We start from the raw sequence: 23,768 nt of genomic DNA on the forward strand, positions 1-23,768 counted from the left end.
CGGGCCGGGTCAGAGTTCGTAGTGCCAGATGCTGATCGCGTCGGCACCCAGCCGGCAGACGATCGTGCTGCGGTCGCCGACACAGCCGCCGACCGGTCCGGGAACGCTACCGACCATGCGTACCGTTTCCGGACCGGCCGGCGCCAGCACCGCGAGCCAGGCCGGTCCGGTCTCGGTCGGCTGCCGGTAGCCGACGAACGTGGCGTCGCCGCGCCCCTCCAACTCGGTCTCCCAGGCGCTCAACGGCAGCAGGGTCCGCCCGGTTCCCGGGTCGATGATCCGCCCGCTGCCCGAACCCGCGTCGGCGCTGGCGTCCGCCACCGCCGCCGACGCGGGATATCCGCGACCGTCGCCGTCTGCCGCGGCGCCGGACCCGCCGTCGGGCGACACGCTGTACGCCACCAGATAACTGTCGAAGTCGACCACCAGGTCGGCCGGCACCCGCCAGACCGTCCGGCCGGTCACCGGGTCGACCGCCTCGATCCGGGTGTCGTCCGGAAAGCAGATCAGGGCGCCGCACCCGGTGATCCGGCCGGGTCCGTACCGCACCGGCCGGTGCCACAGCTGCCGTAACGTCGCCGGGTCGTAGCCGGTGACTCCCAGCTCACCGCCGCGCCATTGACGCACCAGCAGCGTGCCGGCCATGCTGTCCGGCCGGGACACCTCACCCAGATCGGCGGTCCGCAGCACCGTGCCGTCGCGCCCGTCGCGTACCTGCGCCCGGCCGTCGGTGCCGACCAACAGCGCCTGCCCGGCGGACCCGGCCAGCACCTCGGTCGGCACGGCCAGATCGGCCCGCCACAGCTCGTCGCCGGTCGCCAGGTCGACGGCGCGCAGCGTCGACGAGGTAGCGCCGGCGCCGTCCGGCTCGTCGATCAGCGCGGTACGCCCGTCGTCGGTCAGCACCAGCCCGTCGGGTGCCACCCACCGGGTCTGCCCGGTCTGCGCGTCCAGAACCACCGTCGAGCCGGTGCCCGGACCGGACCTCGGGCCGACCAGCACTACGTCACCGGTCTGGCGTACCTGCCGCAGCCGCCAACTCGCCGCGTCGAACGGCACCGTCCACCGCAGCTCGCCGTCCAGCACGTCGTACGCGGACAGTTGCCAGGTGGTCGCCGCGCCCTGCGCGGCGGCCGAGGTGACCAGCAGCCGGTCCCCGGCGAGCACGATGTCCCGGGCCTTCACCTGATGGCTGGCGACCTGGATGAGCAGCGGACCGCTGGGCGGGGCCGCGCCGGCCAGGCCGGCGAGCAGCGCCAGGCCGACGACGGCGGCGAGCGGGCGGATCCGGTTGGCGGCCAGCCGTACCCGCCGCGGTGACCGCCACCACCGCCCAGCCGGTGGCGAGGGTGGCACCTCGGGGTGGCTGGCCAGACCCAGCTCGATGACCATGCGCTCCACACTCTTTCCTGTCGCTGCCGGTGTCCAGCGGCCGGGCGCGAGGTGCCCGTCGACCATAATTACGGCATGGACGACGCCCTGGCTCATCCGTCCCGTCGAACCCGGTGGCTGCGCCGCAAACTGGCCGCCAGCGCCGCTGCGGCGGTCGCGGTCGCGCTGCTGGTCACCGGCAGCGGCTACTGGGTCCGGGCGTCGGCGGCCGAGCACGTCTACGAGCTGGCCAGCGTGCCGGCCGCGCCGGTCGCCCTGGTCCTCGGGGCGCAGGTCCGGCCGGACGGTACGCCGTCGGAGTTCCTGGCCGGTCGGCTGGAGGTGGCCCGGCGGCTGGTCGAAGCCGACCTGGTCCGGGCGGTGCTGGTCTCCGGCGACCACCGGGAGTGGGACTACGACGAGCCGGGCGCGATGCGGCGCTGGCTGATCGACCGGGGCGTGCCGGCGGACCGGATCGTGCAGGACCACGCCGGTCTGGACACCTACGACTCGTGCCTGCGGGCGCGCCGCGTCTTCGGTGTGGAGCAGGCGATCGTGGTGACGCAGAGCTTCCACATCGAGCGGGCGGTCACGGTCTGCCGGCGGGTCGGCGTGGACGCGGTCGGCGTCGGCGACGACTCGGTACGCCGCTTCGAGCGGGCCTGGCGCTGGGGCGCGTTCCGGGAGCGGTTCGCTGCGGTCAAGGCCGCGTACGACGTGCTGGTGGGCCGGGATCCGGCGCTGCCCGGCCCACCCGAGACCAGCCTCGACGACGCCCTGCGCGACTAACGGCATATATGTCGGTTTTTGGCTGCACTTCTTGCGCTTTCGTGTGAGAGCGTAGAGGAGGGCCATGAACGGGGATGCGATTGTGCCCGGTCTGGACGAGCGCGCGGAGCTGGCGCGACTTGCTGATCTGCTCGAGACGGCCGAGGGACGTGAGCTGGCGCTGGTTCGCGACGGCATCGAGACGGAGCTTTCGGGTCGGCGCGCGAGGTATCCGCGCGTCTGGTGCAGGTGCTTGCCTTTGGGAGGGGCGTGGCAATCGTGCCGGTCGACCAGGAGTGACCAGATTCCCTATTCCAGACCCAACTCCTCCCGGCGGATTCCGCCGGCCCTGACGACTTTCTGCTCGGTTGGTGGCAGCGCGAGCCGCAGCTGGTGGCGCGGGTGATCGGTCAACAGGCGTGTCCGTCCGCATCTACCGGAAGCCGATGAGCCGGTTCAGACACTGGGGTACGGCTCGGTCAGGATTCGGAGTTGCGGGACTTTCCGGGGCTACCAGCGTCGTCGCCTGACGTCGGCCCTGGCGGTCGTGCCGTTCGGCGCAGCGTGCCGGCCGTTCGCCGCCGGGGCTCCGGTGCGTGCCGGACCGGTCCTCCGATGGGCATATACATTGATGTTCGTAGATGTTCGCTGGAGGGAGTCTTTCCATGACCTCGACCGTCCGTCGATGTACGGCAGCGCTGGCGGCCGCGCTGCTGGTCGCCGTCGCGCTCGCGATCGGCAACGGCGCCAACGCCCAGGCGTCCGCCGTGCGGATCATGCCGCTCGGCGACTCGATCACCGACGGCTTCAACGTGCCCGGCGGCTACCGCATCGACCTGTGGCAGAAGTTCCAGGCCGGTGGGCACACCGTGGACTTCGTCGGATCCCAGTCCAACGGGCCGGCCAGCCTGCCCGACCGGAACCACCAGGGCCACTCGGGCTGGCGGATCGACCAGATCGACGCCAACATCGTCAACTGGCTGAACGCCTCCGACCCGCAGACGATCCTGCTGCACATCGGCACCAACGACATCACCCAGAACCGGGACTTGCCGAACGCGCCGAACCGGCTCGCCGCGCTGATCGACAAGATCACCAACACCGCACCGGACGCCCACCTGTTCGTCGCCACGATCATCCCGGCCAGCTTCAGCGACGCCCAGTTCCGCGCGTACAACTCGGCGATTCCGCAGATCGTGCAGAGCCGGGCGAACGCCGGCCGCCGGGTGCACCTCGTCGACATGTACTCGGCGCTCACCACCGCCGACCTGGCCGACGGCGTGCATCCGAACGCCACCGGGTACAGCAAGATGGCCACCAAGTGGTACGACGCGCTGCTGTCCGTACCCGGAAGTCTGAACCCCGGCGGCGAACCGAGCCCGAGCCCGACCACCACGCCGGACACGTCACCGACGCCGACCACGCCGCCACCGGCCACCACTCCACCGCCACCGGCCACCACTCCACCGCCCGCGACCACCCCGCCACCGGGCGGTGGCTGCACCGCCACCGTCTCGCTCAACCAGTGGCCCGGCGGGTTCGTGGCGACCGTCCGGGTCACCGCCGGCTCGGCCGGACTCACCGGCTGGACCGTCGGGATGACCCTGCCCGGCGGTGCCACCGTCACCAACGCATGGAACGCCGACCGCAGCGGCAACAGCGGCCCGGTGCAGTTCCGCAACGTCAGCTACAACGGCCGGGTCGGTGCCGGACAGTCGACCGAGTTCGGCTTCCAGGGCACCGGCAGCGGCTCCGGCATGACCCCGTCCTGCACCGCAAGCTGAGCCACCCGTCGCGGCCCTGTCCTGCGCCGCGACCGGCGGGTGCCACAGCCGTACGACGGCCGTGGCACCCGCCGTGTCGGGGTCAACCGGTCAGGTAGCCGAGGCGGCCTTCGACGATCTGTCCCTCGCAGTTGCTGGCGATGGAGTCGAAATGGTCGCCGCTGGACATCCGGCACCGGTAGAGCGTCCGGTACGACCCGGACGGCGGTGAGGTGTAGGCGTAGCCGATACGCCCGATCACCTGCTGCCCTTCGCAGTTGGCGTCGAGCGACGTCATGTAGTCCCAGCCGCCGACCCGGCACTGGTAGAGCGCCCGAGTGCCGGAAACCGGGCTGGTCCGTACTGTGCCCAGCGCACCCTCCCGCTGGTAGCCGGAGAACGACGTGTCGGTGGAGCTGACGTGGTCTCGGCCGTTCCAGAAGCGGTAGAGGACCGCGGTCGGTGACGGTGCGCCCTGGGCGACGAACAGCAGCCGGTTCGGCGAGCCGCTGCCCGGGTTGGTGATCTTGTTCGACGTCGAGTTGGCGAACATCGTGCTGGCCACCTGCGCCGGGGACATGTTAGGGGTGGTGGCGAGGATCAGTGCCGCCGCGCCGGCCACGTGTGGTGCGGCCATCGAAGTGCCGCTGATCGTGTTGGTAGCGGTGTCGCTGGTGTGCCAGGCCGAGGTGATGCCTTCGCCGGGGGCGAAGATGTCGGTGCAGCTGCCGTAGTTGGAGAACGATGCCCGGGCGTCCGTGCGGGTGCTGGCGTTGACGGTGATCGCCTCGGCGACCCGAGCCGGCGTGTAGTTGCAGGCGTTGGCGTTGCTGTTGCCGGAGGCGATCGCGTAGACCACCCCGTCGGCGATCGAGTTGCGGACCGCGTTCTCGACCGTGGTGTTGCTCCCGGGACCGCCGAGGCTCATGTTCGCCACGGCGGGCACCCCGGGGGCGTGGTGGGCGGTGACCCAGTCCACTCCGGCGGCGACCCCGGAGAACGAACCCGATCCGGCGCAGTTGAGCACCTTGACGGCGACCAGCGCGACGCCCTTGGCGACCCCGTACTGCGATCCGCCGATGGTGCCGGCGACGTGCGTACCGTGGCCGTTGCAGTCGGTGTTGTTGCCGTCCCCGGTGGTGTTGGTGCCCCAGCTGGCGCGGCCGCCGAACGTGCTGTGGCTGGTGCGGATCCCGGTGTCGATGACGTACGCGCGGACGGTGGGCGCCGTCGTCGGGTAGGTGTAACGGTTGTCCAGCGGCAGATCGCGCTGGTCGATCCGGTCGAGACCCCACGACGGCGGGTTGGTCTGGGTGGCGACGGTACGGACCACGCCGTCCTGCTCGACGTAGGCCACGTCGGGTCGGGCGGCGATTCGCCGGGCCGCCGACTCGCTCATCGTCGCGGCGAAACCGCGCAGCGCGTGCGAGTAGACGTGCCTGACCTTCGCGCCGTACCGCGCCGCCAGGTCCGTGGTGCGCGCCTGGCTGCTCGCGGTCGAGCCGTCGGAGAAGACGACGATGTAACTGCCGGCGATGGCGTCCGGGCTGTCGGCTCCGAGAATCTCGCCGGGGGCGGCGGAGGCGGGGGAGGCGGTTGCCGACAGCAGCAGGGCCGCTGCCGCGGCCATTACGCCGCTGGTGGCCGTCCTGCGGAACCAGGACGATCCGGGTCCACTCATCTTCGATCCCTTCTGGGTCACCTGCCTGCGGAGAAAACGCGGGCAGGCGGCAGCTACCGCTGCTCGGGCTTAGTGCACTGGACAGCAGGACATTAACTTACATTAATGGTTGCTGTCCAGTGTCGACATGGCGGCAGAGGTCCGGAGATGAGTTGTTGGTTCGGGCCAGTGGCGTTTCAGGGGATTAGTTCGCGTAGCCAGCGCAACTGCCGGCGGACCTGCTCCGCCTCGCCGCCTTCGTGGCCGTTGAACGGATACGGGTGAATCTCCCGGTCCGGTGGATCCGGGCGCCCATTTCCGGCACCGTACTGGTTGTACGCGGCGAATACCGTGCTCGGTGGGCAGGTGGTGTCGCGCAGCCCGATGCCGAAATGCGCCGGTGCCACTGCCAAGCGGGCGAACGACACCCCGTCAAAGTAGGACAGGGTACGGCGTACCGCCGGCTCGGCGTCGCGGTGCACGGCGAGGTACCGGGCGACGTCGCCGTACGGCTCGTTGTCGGTGATCTCGATCGCCCGCTGCCAGTGGCAGCCGAACGGCGCGGTGCAGATCAGCGCGGCCAGGTCGTCGACCAGGCCGGCGACCGCCAGGGCGAGCCCGCCGCCCTGGCTGTTGCCGGCCGCGACCACCCGGGCCGGGTCGACGCCGGGCAGCGCGCGGACCGCGGCCACCGCGCGGACCGCGTCGGTGATCAGTCGGCGGTAGTAGTAGTCGGCCGGGTCGAGGATCCCGCGGGTCACCGGCCCGGGGCCACCGGCGGCGGTGAGGTGCGGGTCGGGGGTGTCCCCGCCGTTGCCGTACTGGTCGCCCTGGCCGCGGGCGTCCATCAGCAGGTGCGCGTAGCCGGCGACCGACCAGGTCAGCCGCTCGTGTGGCAGGCCCCGGCCGCGCCCGTAGCCGAGGTACTCGACGACCGCCGGCAGCGGCGTGTCGACCCCGGCCGGGCGGGTGTACCAGGCGTTGACCGGGTCGCCGCCGAACCCGCGCAACGTCACCTGCCAGGTGTCCAGTAGGCGCAGGTCCGTTGGCTCCGGACGGACGTCAACGAGCACCTCCCGGCTGGCGGCATCGTCCAGGGTCGACTCCCAGAATGTCGCAAAGTCAGCTGGTTCGACCACAGCCGGGCTGTACGTCGTAAGTTGCGGCAACGGCAGATCAAACGAGGGCACTGAATCTCCCAGGTAAACAAGTGCACGGTGGACAGCTGCTCAGGCGGGCAGTGGCGGGGCGGTGCTCTCCCGGATCACCAATTCGGTGACCAGGTCGATGCGACTGGTCGACAACTCGGCGCCGCGGGCCAGGTCCAGCAACATCTGCGCGGCGGTGCCGGCCATGTCGCGCAGCGGTTGGTTGACCGTGGTCAGCGCGGGCACCGTCCAGGCGGCGACCGGCACGTTGTCGTACCCGATCACCGACAGGTCGTGCGGGACGTCCAGGCCGAGTTGGCGGGCGGCCCGGAGTACGCCCAGCGCCTGCATGTCGGATCCGGCGAAGATCGCGGTCGGCCGGTCCGGGCGGTCCAGCAGCGCCATCCCGTGCGCGAAGCCGGCATCGACGTAGAAGTCCCCGTGCCGGACGAGGTCGGCCGCGACCGACAGGCCGGCCTCGTCGTGTGCCGACCGGAACCCGGCGGTACGGGCCTGAGCGCACAGCACGTCCCGTGGCCCGGAGATGATGGCGATCCGTCGATGCCCGAGCTGCAGCAGGTGCCGGGTGGCGATCAGCCCGCCGTTCCAGTTGTTGGACCCGACGGTCGGCACCGACGCCGACGTGGCGCTGTCGGTGTCGATCACCACGAAGGGAATGAGTTGGCGGGCGAGTAGTTCCTGCTGCCGTTCGGTGAGGTGGCACAGGACGAAGAGCACGCCGAGCGGGCGCCGGACCACCGTGCCGTCGAGCCAGTCCTCCGGCGGGCTGTGCCGGCCGCCGAGCTGGGTCAGGTTGAGGCCGATGCCGGCGGCGCTGGCGATGGTCTCCACCCCGTGGATGATCTCCATCGCCCAGAGTGAGTCGAACTCGTGGAAGACCAGGTCGATCTGGTCGTGGCGGATCGGCGGGCGTCGGGCCCGCCGCCGGTACTGGTGCCGGGCCAGGCTGGCCTCCACCCGCGCCCGGGTCTGCGGTGCCACGTCTGCCTTACCATTGAGAACCTTGGATACGGTGGTGATCGAGACGCCGACCTCGTCGGCGATGGTGGCGATGGTCGTCGGAGACGGCGGGTCGGTGGTCGGGACGGGTGTGGGAGTCGACGGTGCTGGGGGCAGTGGCGGCGCTTCTGTCATGCGTACCTCACGAAAGGTAACCGAAACTTCCGGTGCTGAACCTGCTGGTAACCCGGGGTCAGCGTGTGTCAGGGGTGGCGATGAGTAGGGCTTTGGTGACGTCTGAGCGTCGTCAAGCGCACTCTATGCAGTTGAAGGTCCGGTTCGGTGACCCTTGACACACCATGCCGGGGAGTTTAGGTTCCCCGCAAGGTAACGCACATATTTCCGAAAGTTTCGAGGGATGTGTCCCGCGAGGCGTTCCCTGCTGCCGGCAGGGGGCCGGTGGCGGGCCGGACGTGAGGGGCGGCAACTGGGATGAGCACACCCAGCACGGTCGATGCGTCGCCGCAGGCGCAGGTGCCCTTGCCGCCGGTCGGCGACCTACCGCGACGCGGCCGGAGCCGGACCCGTACCTGGCGGCGGGCGCTGCGCCGCGACTGGCAGCTCTACTCGCTGGTCGTCCTGCCGCTGGTCTTCTTCCTGATCTTCCGCTATCTGCCGATGCTGGGAAACGTCATCGCGTTCCGTCGGTTTCAGCCCGGTGGCAGCGTCTTCGGTGAGTACTGGGTCGGCCTGCGCTACGTCCGGATGTTCCTCGCCGACCCGACGTTCTGGCAGGTCTTCACCAACACCCTGATCCTCGGCACGCTCACTCTGGTCGTGGTGTTCCCGCTGCCGATCGTGCTCGCCCTACTGCTCAACGAGGTCCGCGCCCGCCGGATGAAGCGGTTCGTCCAATCGGTGTCCTACCTGCCACACTTCCTGTCGATCGTGATCGTCGCGGCGATGGTGATGCAGATCCTCTCCGTCGACGGCACGGTCAACTCGATCATCCGGGCGTTCGGCGGTGATGCGATTCCGTTCCTGCAGCAGCCGGGCTGGTTCCGCACCATCTACGTCTCCTCCGAGGTGTGGCAGACCGTCGGCTGGGGAACGATCCTCTACCTCGCGGCCCTCACGACGATCGACGAGGACCTCTACGAGGCGGCCCGGATCGACGGGGCGAACCGGTGGCGGCAGACCTGGCACGTGACGCTGCCCGGCATCCGGCCTACCATGATCACCCTGCTGATCCTCAACATCGGCACCTTCATGGCGGTCGGCTTCGAGAAGATCCTGCTGCTGTACAACCCGCTCACCTACCCCACGGCCGACGTCATATCGACGTACCTCTACCGGATGGGTGTCGTCTCCAGCAACTTCAGCTACGCCGCCGCCATCGGCCTGTTCGAGGCGCTGATCGGGCTGACCCTGGTGCTGTCCGCCAACCTGATCGCCCGTCGCACGGTGGGGACAAGCCTGTGGTGACCGTCGACGCCTCCCGCAAGCTGTTCCAACCGACCCGACGCCGCCCCCGACGGCCCGACGACACCCGCGGCTACCAAATCTTCCGGGCGGTCAACGGCATCATCCTGACCGGCGTCGTGATCGTCACGCTCTACCCGTTCGCCAACATCATCGCCCGATCGCTCAGCGACGAGGGCTACATCCGATCCGGCCAGGTCAACATCATCCCGCGCGGGTTCAACCTGGACACCTACCGGTTGGTGATGTCCGACTCGATGTTCTGGACCAACTACCGTAACACCATCGTCTACACGGTCACCGCCACCGTCATCTCAATCGTGCTAACCACCTGCTACGCCTACGTCCTGTCCAAGAAGGATCTGAAGGGTCGGGGCGCGCTGGTCGGTATCGCCGTCTTCACCATGTTCTTCTCCGGTGGCCTGATCCCCAACTACGTGCTGATCACCAGCCTCGGGCTGAAGAACAGCATCTGGGCGATCGTGCTGCCGAACGCGATCAACGTGTTCAACCTGCTGGTCATGAAGGCCTTCTTCGAAAGCCTGCCAACCGAGTTGGAGGAAGCTGCCGCCGTCGACGGGCTCAACACGTACGGCATCCTCTGGCGCATCGTCATCCCGCTGTCAAAGGCGATCATCGCCACGATGGTGCTTTTCTATGCGGTCTCGTTCTGGAACTCGTGGTTCACCGCGTTCCTCTACATGGACCGCTCCGAACTCTTTCCGGTGACCGTCTACCTGCGCAATCTGATCGCCGGGGCAACCACCGCGACCTCCACCGGAAGCAGCAGCGACAGCCTCGCCCAGGCGGCCGCGAACATTCAGGCCGTCACGATTATCTTGACCGTACTGCCGATCATCATGGTCTATCCATTCATTCAGCGCTACTTCGTGTCGGGCATCATGCTCGGCGCGGTCAAGGGGTAGCGCTGCGGACAGGTCCGCCCCATTCAATCGAATGCCTTCCGCACACGAAAGGAAGCCCGATGTTCCAACGATCCCGGCACCGCCGCGCAGCGGTCGCCGCTGGTGTCCTTGCCCTCACACTCGGTATCGCCGCCTGTGGCAGCGACGGCGAAACCGAGGCGGAGGACCTGGACGGCAACAGGGTCGGTGCCATGGAGAGCTACGGCATCGGTGACCGGTTCACCGCCACCGAGGCGCTGAGCTTCTCCCTGCTCTACAACAACCATCCCAACTATCAGATCGACAAGGAGTGGATGTTCTGGGAGGAGCTGACCGAGCGCACCAACGTGTCGCTCGAAACGGTCGAGGTGCCGTTGAGCGACTACGAGCAGAAGCGTGGTCTGCTGATCGGCGCCGGCGACGCGCCGTTCATCATCCCGAAGACCTATCCCGGCCAGGAATCGGCGTACGTCTCCAGCGGCGCGATCCTGCCGATCAGCGACTACGTCGACCTGATGCCGCACTTCCAGGACAAGGTCGCCAAGTGGAACCTGCAGGGTGACATCGACTCGCTGCGCCAGCAGGACGGCAAGTACTACCTGCTGCCCGGACTGCACGAGGACGTCTGGACCGACTACACCATCGCCGTACGCACCGACATCCTCGCCGAACTCGGCCTCGATGAGCCGGCCACCTGGGACGAGTTCCGGGACATGCTGCGGGCGATGAAGGCCGCGTACCCGGACGTCTACCCGATGTCGGACCGGTGGAGCATTCCCACCCCGCTGGGCGCGCTGCAGAACATCATCGGCCCGTCGTACGGCTACGACACTATGGGCGGCTGGGGCTACCAGAACGCCTCGTTCAACCGGGAGGCTCAGGAGTTCGTGTTCACCGGCACCATGCCGGAGTACAAGGAGATGGTGGAGTTCCTGCACTCGCTGGTCGCCGAGGGTCTCTTCGACCCGGAGAGCGTGACCCAGGACGACGACACCGCGATCCAAAAGCTCGCCACCGGCAAGTCGTTCGTCATCAGCACCAACGCGCAGACCCTGGTCAACGACTACCGGCCGGCGCTGGCGCAGAACAACCCGAACGCCACCATCGCCAAGATCACTCGGCCGGACAGCCCGGTCGGCTCGGTCAAGGCCGGCTCCCGCCTGGAGAACGGCATCATGATCTCCAGCAAGGCGCGGGAGAGCGAGAACTTCGTCGCGATGATGCAGTTCATCGACTGGCTCTGGTACTCCGACGAAGGCCAGGAGTTCGCCAAGTGGGGAGTCGAAGGCGTCACCTACACCAAGGACGCCGACGGCAAGTGGATCCTCGACTCCGACATCGACTTCATCGGGATCAACCCCGACGCCAGCAAGCACCTGCAGAAGGACTTCGGCTTCAGCAACGGGGTGTTCGCCTACGGCGGCACCACCGAACTGCTGCAGTCGACCTTCTCCGAGGAGGAGCTGAGGTTCCAGGAGGCGATGGGGCAGAAGGAGACCCTGCCGGTGTCGCCGCCGAGGCCGTTCACCGAGGAGGAGCGCGAGCAGGCCACGCTCTGGGAGACCCCGCTGAAGGACTACGTCCAGCAGCAGACCCTGCAGTTCATCCTCGGCCAACGTGACCTGTCCGAATGGGACGCCTACGTCGCCGAGGTCGAGGGCAAGAACGCCCAGCAGTACATCGACCTGGTCAACGGGGCGTACCAGCGATACCAGGAAGAGCACGGCTGACCACCTGGGGGGTGCCGGTCGCGTCCGTGGCAGGGACGCGACCGGCACAGCCGGCAGCATCATGAGGAGCGGAGCAGAGTTGACCCGGATCGTCGTACCGCAGCAGGGCGCCGGCGCCCTGCCGGACGCCTGGCGGGCCTGCGTCGGCACCGGCCGGCTCGACCTCGCGCTGCGCAGCGACTACCAGGAGTCCCTCGCCCTGGTGCAGCAGGAAATCGGCTTCCGCTACATCCGGGGGCACGGGCTGCTCAGCGACGGCGTCGGTATCCACCGGCCGTACGAACACGGCGGCCGACGCGGCGTGCACCACTCGTTCACCTACGCCGACCAGATCGTCGACGGCTACCTCGATCTCGGTATCGCCCCGTTCATCGAGCTCGGCTTCATGCCCGAAGCACTCGCCGCCGGCGACCAGACCGTCTTCTGGTGGCGTGGCAACGTCACCCCGCCCCGCTGCGAGTCCGAGTGGGCCGACCTGGTCCGTGCCACTATCGGCAACCTCGTCGACCGGTACGGCCTGGCGCAGGTCCGCGGCTGGCCGATCGAGGTGTGGAACGAGCCCAACCTGGACATCTTCTGGCAAGGTGCCGACCAGGCCGCCTACCACCGGCTGTACGAGGTGACCGCGCACGCCGTCAAGGAGGTCGACGCCGACCTGCAGGTCGGCGGGCCGGCGATCTCGCCCGGTGCCGACGAGTGGCTGGTGCCGTTCGCCGAGTACGTCACCGACCGCGGCGCACCGGTCGACTTCGTCAGCCGGCACGCGTACACCTCGGGGCCGGCCCAGCACGTGCCGTTCGGCACCCACCAGACCCTGCAGCCCGCCGACCATTTGCTGGAACAGTTCGCCAGCCCGCGCAAGCACCTGGCCGGCACCGCCCTGGCCGACCTGCCGGTGCACATCACCGAGTTCAACTCCTCCTACCGGCCGGACAACCCGGTCCACGACACCGCGTTCCACGCCGCGTACCTGGCCCCGGTCGTCGCGGCCGGCGGCGACCTGGTCGACTCGTTCTCCTACTGGACGTTCAGCGACGTCTTCGAGGAGGTCGGCATCCCGGCCGCGATCTTCCACGGCGGCTTCGGTCTGCTCACCCACCGGCAGATCAGAAAACCCACCTACCATCTGTACGCGTTCATGGCCCGGATGGGCCGCCAGGTGCTCGCCCGGGGCACCGACCACCTGGTCACCCGCGACGACGACACCGGCCGGGTAACCGTGCTGGCCTGGGCGCCGGTCGACGTCACCGACGTCACGGCCACCCCGGACCGGCACGTCGTTTCGCTGTCGGTCCCGGTCACCGCCCCGGCCGGCTCGGCGTTCCTGCTGCGCTCGTCGGTCAGCGACGACGCCGGCAACGCCTGGCGGGCCTGGTGTGAACTCGGCCGCCCCCGGTCACCCCGGCCGGCGCAACTCGACGCGCTGCGTACCGCCGCCGAACCGGCCCGCAGCCACCGTGCGCTGCCGGTCGTCGACGGCCGGGTCGACGTCGACCTGACCCTGGCCCGGCACGAGGTCACCCTGGTCGAGATCACCCCGGTGGTCGACGAGACGCCGCCATGGTCCGACGACCGGCGGCTGCTCGGACAGGGCGGTCGTGATGAGTGACCTGGCCGCCGCGCAGCGGCAGTTCGGCACCGGCCCGCTGTCGCGGGTCGCGGCGATCGTCTACCGGCTGACCGTCGTCGAGCTGCTGCTGCTCGCTGGCGTACTGCCCGGTCTGGTGCCCGCGCTGCTGCTGTCCCGGGACGCCAGCAACATCCCGCTCTACGCCGCCTGCGCCATCCCGGTCGGCCCGGCGCTGTCCGCCGCCCTGTACGCCGTCGCCCGGCACCGCCCCGACATCACCGACCTGACCCCGGCCGTCGACTTCCGGCGCGGCTACCGGGCCAACCTCGGTGGGGTGCTGCGGATCTGGCTGCCGCTGCTGGCCGGGCTGACCGTCGTCGCGGTCAACCTGGCCTACTTCGACGCGGCCGGGGTGCCGCGCTGGTGGGCAGCGCTACTGGTCCTCGTCGCGGTCGCGGCGACTGTCTGGGGCGGCACCGCGTTGGTGATCACCTCGCTGTTCGCGTTCCGCGCCCGCGACGTGGCCCGGCTCGCCGCGCACTTCCTGACCCGTACGCCCGGCACCTCCCTCGGTGTGCTGGCGCTCGGGGTCGTGGCGGCCGGGATCACCGCGTACACCTCGGAGGTGGTGCTGGCGCTGGCCGGCTCGGTGCTGGCGTTGCTGCTGCTGCGCACCAGCCGACCGATGATCACGGCGATCGAGAAGGAGTTCACCAGGTGACGCTGCCCGACGTCGCGAAGATCCCGTACGGCGGGGACTACAACCCGGAGCAGTGGCCCGAGGACGTCTGGAAGGACGACTACCGGCTGTTCGACGCGGCGTGGATCGACACCGTCACCGTCGGCGTCTTCACCTGGGGTCTGACCCAGCCCGGTCCCGGCGTCTACGACTTCGCCACCCTGGACCGCATCGTCGATCGGGCAGTCGTCGAGGGCCGGCAGATCTGCCTGGCCACCGGTACCGGCGCACATCCGGCCTGGATGGCCCGCGCCCACCCCGACGTGACCCGCGTCGACTTCTCCGGCCGCCGGCACCGGTTCGGCCAACGGCACAACTCCTGCCCCAACTCGCCGACGTACCGCCGACTCGCCACGGAGCTGGCCCGGCGCGTCGCGCAACGCTACGCGCGCACCCCCGGCCTGGTCGCCTGGCACGTCAACAACGAGTACGGCGGTGCCTGCTACTGCGAGCTGTGCGCCGCCAACTTCCGGCTCTGGCTGCGCGAGCGGTACGGGAGCCTCGACGCGCTCAACGCCGCCTGGTACACCACCTTCTGGTCGCACACCTTCACCGAGTGGGGGCAGATCGAGCCGCCGTCGGCGTTGACCGAACACTGGCGCGGGCCCGACCACACCGCGTTCCAGGGCATCACCCTCGACTACCTGCGGTTCATGTCGGACGCCATGCTGGCCAACTTCGTCGACGAGAAGGCGGCGATCCGCGAGTCCAGCCCGGACACCCCGGTGACCACCAACTTCATGGGCATGTACCGGCCAATCGACTACCACCGCTGGGCCGAGCATCTCGACTTCGCCTCCTGGGACAACTACCCACCCGACGACCGGTCGGCGGCCCGGATGGCGCTAACCCACGACCTGATCCGCGGGCTGAAAGGCGGCCAGCCGTTCTGGCTGATGGAGCAGACGCCGAGTGTCACGGCCTGCCGTGACGTCAACCCGCTGAAGCGGCCCGGGGTCATGCGGCTGTGGAGTTGGCAGGCGGTGGCGCACGGCGCCGACGCGGTGCTGTTCTTTCAGATGCGTGCCGGCCGGGGAGCCAGCGAGAAGTATCACGGGGCGGTCATCGGCCACGCCGGCCGATCCGACACCCGGGTCTTCACCGAGGTCGCCGAGCTGGGCGCGGAGCTGGCGCGGCTCGGCGGCGTGACGCTCGGTGCCCGCACCCCGGCCCGGGTGGCGGTGCTGTTCGACTGGGACAGCTGGTGGGCGCTGGAGATCTCCGACGGCCCGTCCCGGCTGGTCCGTTACCAGCAGGTGGTGCTCGGCTACCACCGGGCGCTGTGGGGCGCCGGCATCGACGTCGACGTCGTCCCGGTCACCGCCGACCTGACCGGCTACGACGTGGTGCTCGCACCGGCGCTGCACATGGTCAAGGACGATCTCGCCGCCCGCCTGGAGGGGGTCGCCCAGCGGGGTGGCACCGTGCTGGCAACGTATCTCTCCGGGCGGGTCGACGAGAGCGATCAGGTGTTCCTGGCGGATGTGCCGGGGCCGCTGGCCCCGCTGATGGGGATCCGGATCGACGAATGGGACGCCCGGGAGGCCGACGTGGTCAACCCGGTCACCCTGGCGGCGGACGGTGTCCGGTCGGTCGTCTCCGCCGCCACGCTGTTGTTCGAGCTGGTCATCCCGCAGGGCGCCGAGGTGATCGGCACCTACCAGGCCGACTTCTACGCCGGCACCCCGGCGGTGACCCGCAACCGGTTCGGTGCCGGTGAGGGGTGGTACGTGGCCGCCGGGCTCGACCAGGCGGGCGTGAACTGGGTGGTACGCCGGATCCTGGACCGGCACGGACTGCTCGGCCCGTACGCGCACGTGCCGGACCTGGAGTCGGCGGTACGGGTCGCGCCGGACGGCACCCGGATCCGGTTCCTGCTCAACCACGGTGAGGAGCCGGTCGAGCTGCCGGCCTGCGCCGCCGGGGTCGACCTGTTGACCGGGGACCGGGTCACCGCCGGTGCGCCGCTGCGCCTGGACCGGTACGGCGTACTCGTGCTCCGCGAGGACGCCTGACGCCGCGCCGCCGTCCGTCGGGACGTCGTGTCACGCGGCGGGTCGAAGGTGGTGCACCCTATCGCGCCAGCTAGGGTGCACCACCCTCCACCCGCCGCGCCGGCACCGTGACCCATGGTTCACAACGCTCAGTCGGACCAGCTCGCCGAGGCTCGGTCAGCTGAAGCGCTGTGGATCATCAGATCGGCTGTGACCGGTGTACGCCGGACGGGTGACGTATGCCCGAGGGACCTGAGTGGCGCCTGACCGGTGGCAGGGTCGGTGCGGTGGCCGGGGCGGAACCGACCGGCTGATCCGGACGGTGCCAGCGGGGGAGCACGGACAATGGTGAGCAGACGTACAGCGTTGCGGGCAGGCGCGGTCGCCGGGCTGGTCCCGGCGGTCGGACTGATCGGGCGACCAGCCACGGCCCTACCGTCGCCGGCCGACGAGCCGACCCGGACCCCGGCCGAACAACCGACGCAGGTCAGGCCCCAGGACCCGGACATCGGGCCCGGCGCTGGCCGGGACGCCGACCCGTGGCGCGATCTGCCGGACCGGCAGTGGGTGGAGCTGCAGGGGCAGCTGTCGGCGGATGCCACCCTGTACCGCCCCGGCGGGGCGAGCTACGAGGCACTCAGCATCCCGTACAACCACCGGTACGCCAACGTGCAACCAGCCGCGATCCTGACACCCGGCACACCCGACGACGTCGCGGTGGCGGTCAGCTGGGCACATGATGTCGGGATGCCGCTGGTGCCCCGGTCCAGCCTCGGCCACAACTACGCCGGCTACTCCACCACGACCGGCCTGCTGATGGTGATGAGCCGGCTGCGGGGGATCGAGGTCACGCCGAACCGTTGGCCGGCACCGCCGCGGCGGTACGGGTCGATCGAGGTCACCGACGATGCCGGCACCATCACCGTGCAGGCCGGCGTGGTCAACGCCGACCTGCTGCCGCTCCTGCGTGACCAGGGTGTCTTCGTCCCCGCCGGACGGTGCCCGACGGTCGGTGTGGCCGGGCTGGTGCTCGGCGGCGGGATCGGCTTCAGCGACAAGATGTTCGGCCTGACCTGCGACCGGCTGGTATCGACCGAGGTGGTGCTGGCCGACGGCACGGTGACGGCCTGCGACGAGACCAACGATCCGGACCTGTTCTGGGCCTGCCGGGGCGGCGCCGGCAACAACTTCGGCGTCAACACCTCGTTCACCTTCCGCTACGTACAGCTGCAGGGTCTGGTGTCGTTCTTTCGGTTCCGCTGGTCGGCGGCCAGCGTCACCCCGGCCATGCTGGCCTTGCAGGACGTCGCGACCGCCTACCGCGGCGATCGGCGCCTGGACTGCCGCATCGGTGCCGGCACCACGCTGGCCGCCGGCGAGCAGCAGGTGTACGCCGACGCGCTCGGCCAGTTCTACGGGACCGTCGACGAGCTGACCGAGATCCTCGAGCCGGTGCTGCGCGTCGGGACGCCGGCCGAACGTGAAGCCAACCGGGACGGCGTCCGGGCGGTGTCGCCGGCCGAGGCGAGCGTGTTGCTGTCGGCGAACACCCCGGCGCAGCAGTTCGCGGTCAAGTCGGCGGCGCTGCCCGAGTCGTTGAACCGGCGGCAACTGCAGGCAGTGCTCGACGGCCTGCACCGGTGGCCGGGCAGCCGCAACCCGGACGGGGCCGGGATCGCGTTGTTCTGCCTGGGCGGGCAGGTGAACGAGGTACAGCCGGACGCCACCGCGTTCGTGCACCGCGACGTCACCTTCATCATGGCCGCCGAGGCGACCTGGGCAGACGACGATCCGCCGGAGGTCGCCGTCGCCAACGAACTCTGGCTGACCGAGTTCTTCGACGAGGTGTTCGCCGGCCACCCTCCGGCGGGGGCGTACCAGAACTTCCCGGATCCCCACCTGGCCGACTGGCGACACGCCTACTACGGCGGGAACTACCCGCGGTTGGTCGAGGTCAAGCGCAAGTACGACCCGACCGGCTTCTTCACCTACCCGCAGGGCATCGGGTCCTGCGGCGCCGTCGACGGCTACGCCAACCAGTGGTGTCCCCGCTGACCTCGGACCGGAACCCGACGTGGCCCCGTTGGCCGGTACCGGCCAACGGGGCCACGTCTGTCGAACATGCCGGCTCAGGACAGGTCGAACCGGTCCAGCTCCATGACCTTGACCCAGGCGGCGACGAAGTCGGTGACGAACTTCTCGCCGGCGTCGCTGCTGGCGTACACCTCGGAGAGGGCACGCAGCTGCGAGTTCGAGCCGAAGATCAGGTCGACCGCGGTCGCGGTCCACTTCACCTCGTCGGTGGCCAGGTCACGGATCTCGTAGACGTGCTCGCCGGACTCCGCCGCCTTCCACCGGGTGCCCGGGGAGAGCAGGTTGGTGAAGAAGTCGTTGGTGAGCACGCCGGGCCGGTCGGTGAGCACGCCGTGCTGCGCGCCGCCGACGTTCGCCCCGAGCGCCCGCAGACCACCGATGAGCACGGTCATCTCCGGGGCGGACAGGTCGAGCATGTACGCCCGGTCGACCAGCAGGACCTCCGGCTGGGTCTTCTCGCCCGGCCGCAGGTAGTTACGGAACCCGTCGGCCCGCGGCTCCATCACCGCGAACGACTCGACGTCGGTCTGCTCCTGGCTGGCGTCGGTACGGCCCGGGTGGAACGGCACGGTCACCTTGACCCCGGCGTCGTGCGCCGCCTTCTCGACGGCGGCCGAGCCGGCCAGCACGATCAGGTCGGCGAGCGAGATCTGCGCGCCGCCGGACGCGTTGAACTCCTGCTGAATACCCTCCAGGGCGCTGAGCACCGTGGCCAACTGCTCCGGCTGGTTGACTTCCCAGCTGCGCTGTGGCTCGAGCCTGATCCGGGCCCCGTTGGCGCCGCCACGCTTGTCGGTGGAGCGGAAGCTCGCCGCCGACGCCCAAGCGGTGCTGACCAGCTGCGCGGTGCTCAGCCCGGAGTCGAGGACCTTCGCCTTGAGCGCGGCCACGTCGGCGTCGCTGACCAGTTCGTGGTCGACGGCCGGTACCGGGTCCTGCCACAGCTGGGCCTCGGGCACCCACGGGCCGAGGAACCGGCTGACCGGGCCCATGTCGCGGTGCAGCAGCTTGTACCAGGCCTTGGCGAAGGCCAGCGCGAACTCGTCCGGGTTGGCCAGGAACCGGCGGGAGATCTGCTCGTACGTCGGGTCGAAGCGCAGCGACAGGTCGGTGGTGAGCATCGTCGGCTTGTGCTTCTTCGCCGGGTCGTGCGCGTCCGGAATGATCGCCTCGGCGTCCTTGGCCACCCACTGCTTGGCCCCACCGGGGCTGGTGGTCAGCTCCCACTCGTACCCGAACAGGATCTCGAAGAAGCGGTTGCTCCACTGCGTCGGCTTGTCGGTCCAGGTGACTTCGAGGCCGCTGGTGATCGCGTCGGCGCCCTTGCCGCTGCCGTACGTGCTCAGCCAGCCCAGGCCCTGCGCCTCGATTGGCGCGCCCTCCGGCTCCGGGCCTACGTGGGCGTCGGCGTCGCCGGCACCGTGGGTCTTGCCGAAGGTGTGGCCGCCGGCGATCAGCGCGACGGTCTCCTCGTCGTTCATCGCCATCCGGGCGAACGTCTCCCGGATGAAGTGGGCCGCCGCGAGGGGGTCGGCGTTGCCGCGTGGGCCCTCCGGGTTGACGTAGATCAAGCCCATTTCGGTCGCGCCGACCCCGCTGGCCATCTCCTTCTCGGAGAGGTACCGCGCGTCACCGAGCCAGGTGTCCTCCGGGCCCCAGAAGATCTCCTCCGGCTCCCAGACGTCCTCCCGGCCGAAGGCGAAGCCGAAGGTCTTGAAGCCCATCGACTCCAGGGCGACGTTGCCGGCCAGCACCAGCAGGTCGGCCCAGGAGATCTTCTGGCCGTACTTGGCCTTGACCGGCCACAGCAGCCGGCGGGCCTTGTCCAGGTTGGCGTTGTCCGGCCAGCTGTTGAGCGGGGCGAAGCGCTGCCCGCCGTCGCCGGCGCCGCCCCGGCCGTCCTCGATCCGGTACGTGCCGGCGGCGTGCCAGCTGAGTCGGATCATCAGCCCGCCGTAGTGGCCGAAGTCGGCCGGCCACCAGTCCTGCGAGGTGGTGAGAACCTTGGTGATGTCCTGCTTGAGGGCCTCGACGTCGAGCTTGGCGAACTCCTTGGCGTAGCTGAAGTCCGCGCCGAGCGGGTTGCCCTTGGGCGAGTGGGCGTGCAGCACCGACAGGTCGAGCTGGTTGGGCCACCAGTCCCGGTTGGTACGCGGCCGCCCGCCCGTCTTGGGGGTCGGTGAGTCGATCGCCGGGTTCTCGCTTTCGCTGCCGTGCGAGGTGACCGAGTCGTGGGCGACCGGGCAGCCGGCCGCCGACATCTTTTCCACACCCTGGGCGCTGGTGGGAGCGTTGTCCTGCATGTCGCTCATCTGTTCCCTTCCGGATTGGTCGATGACGAGGGAGCGCTTGTGGCCGTACAACCGGGGCAGGTGCCCCAGTAGACGACCTCCGCCTCGTCGACCACGAAGCCGTGGTCGTCGGAGGCGGTGAGACAGGGGGCGGAGCCGACGGCGCAGTCGACGTCGGTGATCGCGCCGCAGCAGCGGCAGACGAGGTGGTGATGGTTGTCCCCGACCCGCCGCTCGTAGCGGGCGGTCGCGCCGGCGGGCTGGATACGCCGTACCAGACCGGCGTCGGTGAGAACCCGCAGCACATCGTAGATCGCCTGGTGGGACACCGTGGGGTGGTCGGCGCGCACCAGGTCGAGCACCGTGTCGGTGTCGACGTGCGGGCGGTCGTGTAGCGCCGCGAGGACTGCCAGCCTCGGCCGGGTCACCCGCAACGAGGCCGCCCTCAGCTGCGCCTCGAGGTCGGATGTCACCGGGCCACGATAGGCCGTTTTCTGGAATCATTCAAGTTTCTGTGCTGTGGGCCGCGCGGGTGTCACGAAGGGCGGAGACCTGCAGGTCAGGCCGGGGGGGCGGACCTGTCAGGCTGGGAATGACGGACCTGCCGGCGCTTCGGCAGGGCGGTGCTGCGACGCGGCGGACCGGGGATCGCTCGATGGCGATCCGCGGTCCGCCGCGGCTAGCGCTTGCCTACTATCCGGCCGTACAGGATCTGATCTGAGGCCGGGCCCAGGAGTTGCCGTTGAACATGGTGGTGAAGCCGAAGACGTTGCCGTTGCCGTTGGCGCGGATGGTCATCACGTTCCCACTGGAGTCCCAGGTGGGGTCGCCGTTCCAGGTGGCCGAGATGCGCTGCGGTGGGGTGATCGCCACCACGACGGTCCAGTTGCTGGTCCCGGTGACCGTGACCGAGGTGTTGTAGCGGTCGCCCCAGACCTGACCGGTCGACATCGTCGCGGTGCAGGTCCCCGGGCCCGGCGTCGTCGGGTCGGGGGTGGGCGTCGTCGGGCTGGGCGTCGGGGTGGGAGGTGGCGTCGGCTGATCCGGCAGCAGCGGGCAACTGTTGCGGTACCCGGCGATGCCGCTGGAGTCCATCAGCGGGCACAGGAACTGGGTGTAACGGGAGTCGCTGTCGACGAAGGTCTTCAGCCAGGGGATCAGGATCCGCATTTCGAGGTTGTTGGGCCGGGTCGGGAAGAGGTGGTCGGCACCGACGAACTCCATGTAGGCGCGCTCCGTCGTGGACGGCAGAGCGTTGTACAGGTCGGTGACGTACGACGGGGCGACCACGGTGTCGTTGGTGCCGGCGATGAGCAACGTCGGCACCTGGTTGTTGACCGGGGTTCCCGACGGCATGAACGGGGTGAGCCCGATGGCGGCCTTGAGGGAGGACCGCGTACCGGCCGCGTGGAGTGCCCCACCGCCGCCCATCGAGTGGCCGATCACCGATTGACGGCTGGCGTCGATCCGGTCTCGGACCGGACTACTGTTGGTGAGCCAGTCCAGAGCAGCGAGCAACTGGGTGCCCCGGGCGGTGTCGAAGTCGTTGGTGCTGTTGGTCTCGACGCCGATGACGACGAAGCCGAAGGACGCCAACCAGTGGCCCATCCAGGCTTCTTCGTCGGCGAACCGCGCGGTGTAGCCGGGCACGATCGCAACCGCACCGAAGGTGCCCTGGCTGGTGTCGGTGGGATGGTAGATCGATCCGCCGTTGAATCCGTTGCCGGGGGACACGCTCATCTCGGCGGTGGCGAAGGTGCCTCGGTTGGCCGCCACGCTGTCGCGGGTGGGGTCCGGGCCGCGCTGGTACGGGTTGTCGCCCGGCGGTGGGCTGGGTGACGGGCTGGTGGTGGGCGACGGGCCGCTGGTCGGCGAGACCGACGGGGACGGGCTGACCGGGGTGCCGCCGGCGTTGAGCGCGGCGAGGGTCGCGTCGTACGCCTGCTTCTTGTTGCCGTTGTTGTCGAACAGTAGTGGGGTGCCGTAGCTGCGCCAGGAGTCGCTGTCGCGGATGCCCCAGACGGTGATGCCGGTGCAGCGGGTGATGGCGAGGCAGTCGTTGACGACGCCGCGGAAGGCGTTGGCCTGGCTGCTGCCGGAGCCTTCGATGTCGAGTTCGGTGATCTGTACGTCGACGCCGAGGGCGGCGAAGCTGGACAGGGTGGTGCGGTAGTTCGAGGGGTAGGGGGACTGGGAGTTGAAGTGTGACTGCAGGCCGACGCAGTCGATGGGTACGCCGCGTTGTTTGAAGTCGCGGACGAGGTTGTAGGCGGCCTGGGTCTTGGCCCAGGACCAGTTGTCGATGTTGTAGTCGTTGTAGCAGAGTTTGGCGTCGGGGTCGGCGGCGCGGGCGGCGCGGAAGGCGGCTTCGATCCAGTCGTTGCCGGTGCGTTGGAGGTTGGAGTTGCGGCGGGCGCCGGAGTTGCCGTCTTCGAAGGCTTCGTTGACGACGTCCCAGGTGTGGATCTTGCCTCGGTAGTAGGAGGCGACGCGGGTGACGTGGTTGAGCATGGCCTGGCGGAGGGGGTTGCCTTCCATCTGTTGCATCCAGCCGGGTTGCTGGGAGTGCCAGGCGAGGGTGTGGCCGCGGACGGTCATGCCGCGGGAGATGGCGTGGTTGACGATGCGGTCGCCGTTGGTGAAGTTGAACTGGTTCTGTTGCGGCTCGGTGGCGTCGAGCTTCATCTCGTTCTCGGCGGTGACGCTGTTGAACTCCCGGTTGAGGATGTTCACGTAGGTCGAGTCGCTGAGCTTGTTGGCGGCGACGGCGGTGCCGAAGTAGCGGCCGGACTGGGCAGCGGCCGCTCCCAGGGTGGCCTCGTCGGCGTGTGCCGGCGTGGTCGCAGTCAATGCGGCCACGGCCGCGACGAGCACGGCTGCGGCGGCCGACAGTCCGAACGCCAGACGGCGTCCGACGGGTCTTGCCATGGGATACATGACCTTCCCTTCTGACAGAAGTTGGGCCACGCCTGTCGAGGCGTGGTTCGGGGCCGCGCATGTGGTCCGGTCGTCGTTGGACAGGCAGCGTCGAATCGAGCCGCTGCCCGGGATGGACGGAAGCTGCGCCGAACGCCACGCGTGTGAGCGTTAGCGCGCGCGTGGGTGGCGTGGCGGTGGGTGCCCGGCTCCTGGTGGACGACCAGGTTGCAGGGGTGCCTGCCCTCCCTGCATCCATAGACTGTGAGCGATAACACCTCTGGCGTCAACAAGTTCCGGCGAACTTCCGGAAGAATTTCGGTGCCGTGCCTCGATGTCGAGTACGGGATGATGCGCAGGAAGACCGGTCCGACCGA

General features: G+C 69.4%; 15 protein-coding genes and 1 pseudogene. 9 read left to right on the forward strand and 7 right to left on the reverse strand.

The features are described from left to right. Nucleotides 1-9 precede the first annotated feature (9 nt). Nucleotides 10-1,392, reverse strand: coding sequence for a PQQ-binding-like beta-propeller repeat protein (locus O7621_RS11140; RefSeq protein WP_282234549.1), 1,383 nt, complete (start codon nt 1,390-1,392; stop codon nt 10-12). Nucleotides 1,393-1,467: 75 nt separating this feature from the next. On the opposite strand from O7621_RS11140, the gene O7621_RS11145 reads away from it, so the two are divergent. Both O7621_RS11145 and O7621_RS11150 read left to right on the forward strand, forming a co-directional pair. Then, on the forward strand, nt 1,468-2,160 hold the full coding sequence (locus O7621_RS11145; protein ID WP_282233893.1) for an ElyC/SanA/YdcF family protein: 693 nt from the start codon (nt 1,468-1,470) through the stop codon (nt 2,158-2,160). Nucleotides 2,161-2,804: 644 nt separating this feature from the next. Beyond that, nucleotides 2,805-3,923 carry a GDSL-type esterase/lipase family protein gene (locus O7621_RS11150; RefSeq protein WP_282233894.1) on the forward strand — a complete coding sequence of 373 codons (1,119 nt, stop codon included), beginning with the start codon at nt 2,805-2,807 and terminating at the stop codon, nt 3,921-3,923. Nucleotides 3,924-4,005: 82 nt separating this feature from the next. Here the strand turns inward: O7621_RS11150 and O7621_RS11155 are convergent, their stop codons facing one another. The 3 genes from O7621_RS11155 to O7621_RS11165 all read right to left on the reverse strand — a co-directional run bounded on the left by O7621_RS11155 (nt 4,006) and on the right by O7621_RS11165 (nt 7,865). Then, complete coding sequence (locus O7621_RS11155) at nt 4,006-5,583, reverse strand: S8 family peptidase (RefSeq protein WP_282233895.1); 1,578 nt, start codon at nt 5,581-5,583, stop codon at nt 4,006-4,008. A 176-nt stretch (nt 5,584-5,759) separates the two neighbouring features. Beyond that, nucleotides 5,760-6,752 carry an acetylxylan esterase gene (locus O7621_RS11160; protein WP_282233896.1) on the reverse strand — a complete coding sequence of 331 codons (993 nt, stop codon included), beginning with the start codon at nt 6,750-6,752 and terminating at the stop codon, nt 5,760-5,762. Between the two features lie 39 nt (nt 6,753-6,791). Next, a complete protein-coding gene (locus O7621_RS11165) occupies nt 6,792-7,865 on the reverse strand; it encodes a LacI family DNA-binding transcriptional regulator (protein WP_282233897.1) in 1,074 nt (357 codons plus the stop codon). A 297-nt stretch (nt 7,866-8,162) separates the two neighbouring features. Between O7621_RS11165 and O7621_RS11170 the strand changes: the two genes are divergently transcribed. The 7 genes from O7621_RS11170 (at nt 8,163) to O7621_RS11200 (ending at nt 18,145) form a co-directional block, all read left to right on the forward strand. After that, on the forward strand, nt 8,163-9,155 hold the full coding sequence (locus O7621_RS11170) for an ABC transporter permease subunit (protein ID WP_282233898.1): 993 nt from the start codon (nt 8,163-8,165) through the stop codon (nt 9,153-9,155). Further along, the gene (locus O7621_RS11175) at nt 9,152-10,078 is read left to right on the forward strand and encodes a carbohydrate ABC transporter permease (protein ID WP_282233899.1); all 927 of its coding nucleotides are present in this window, start codon (nt 9,152-9,154) and stop codon (nt 10,076-10,078) included. Before O7621_RS11170 ends, O7621_RS11175 begins: the two co-directional genes overlap by 4 nt. Before the next feature lie 59 nt (nt 10,079-10,137). Further along, nucleotides 10,138-11,787 carry an extracellular solute-binding protein gene (locus O7621_RS11180; protein WP_282233900.1) on the forward strand — a complete coding sequence of 550 codons (1,650 nt, stop codon included), beginning with the start codon at nt 10,138-10,140 and terminating at the stop codon, nt 11,785-11,787. Between the two features lie 61 nt (nt 11,788-11,848). Beyond that, on the forward strand, nt 11,849-13,396 hold the full coding sequence (locus O7621_RS11185) for a xylan 1,4-beta-xylosidase (protein WP_282233901.1): 1,548 nt from the start codon (nt 11,849-11,851) through the stop codon (nt 13,394-13,396). Continuing rightward, complete coding sequence (locus tag O7621_RS11190) at nt 13,389-14,078, forward strand: hypothetical protein (RefSeq protein WP_282233902.1); 690 nt, start codon at nt 13,389-13,391, stop codon at nt 14,076-14,078. The genes O7621_RS11185 and O7621_RS11190 overlap by 8 nt, the downstream gene beginning before the upstream one ends. Further along, entirely contained in the window at nt 14,075-16,111 is a 2,037-nt protein-coding gene (locus O7621_RS11195) for a beta-galactosidase (RefSeq protein ID WP_282233903.1), read from the forward strand. Before O7621_RS11190 ends, O7621_RS11195 begins: the two co-directional genes overlap by 4 nt. A gap of 327 nt (nt 16,112-16,438) precedes the next feature. Further along, nucleotides 16,439-18,145, forward strand: a complete 1,707-nt coding sequence (locus O7621_RS11200) for an FAD-binding oxidoreductase (protein WP_282233904.1) — start codon at nt 16,439-16,441, stop codon at nt 18,143-18,145. Nucleotides 18,146-18,219: 74 nt separating this feature from the next. On the opposite strand, the gene katG is transcribed toward O7621_RS11200, so the two are convergent. From katG to O7621_RS11215, 3 genes and pseudogenes are all read right to left on the reverse strand, one after another. Further along, entirely contained in the window at nt 18,220-20,496 is a 2,277-nt protein-coding gene (gene katG, locus O7621_RS11205; protein ID WP_282233905.1) for a catalase/peroxidase HPI, read from the reverse strand. Continuing rightward, nucleotides 20,493-20,948, reverse strand: coding sequence for a Fur family transcriptional regulator (locus tag O7621_RS11210; RefSeq protein ID WP_282233906.1), 456 nt, complete (start codon nt 20,946-20,948; stop codon nt 20,493-20,495). The genes katG and O7621_RS11210 overlap by 4 nt, the downstream gene beginning before the upstream one ends. Nucleotides 20,949-22,296: 1,348 nt before the next feature. Further along, nucleotides 22,297-23,403 (reverse strand): annotated as a pseudogene (locus O7621_RS11215) (endo-1,4-beta-xylanase); the annotation flags it as partial. Nucleotides 23,404-23,768 lie beyond the last annotated feature (365 nt).

This window comes from Solwaraspora sp. WMMD937 (assembly GCF_029581175.1).
Taxonomy (GTDB): domain Bacteria; phylum Actinomycetota; class Actinomycetes; order Mycobacteriales; family Micromonosporaceae; genus Micromonospora_E.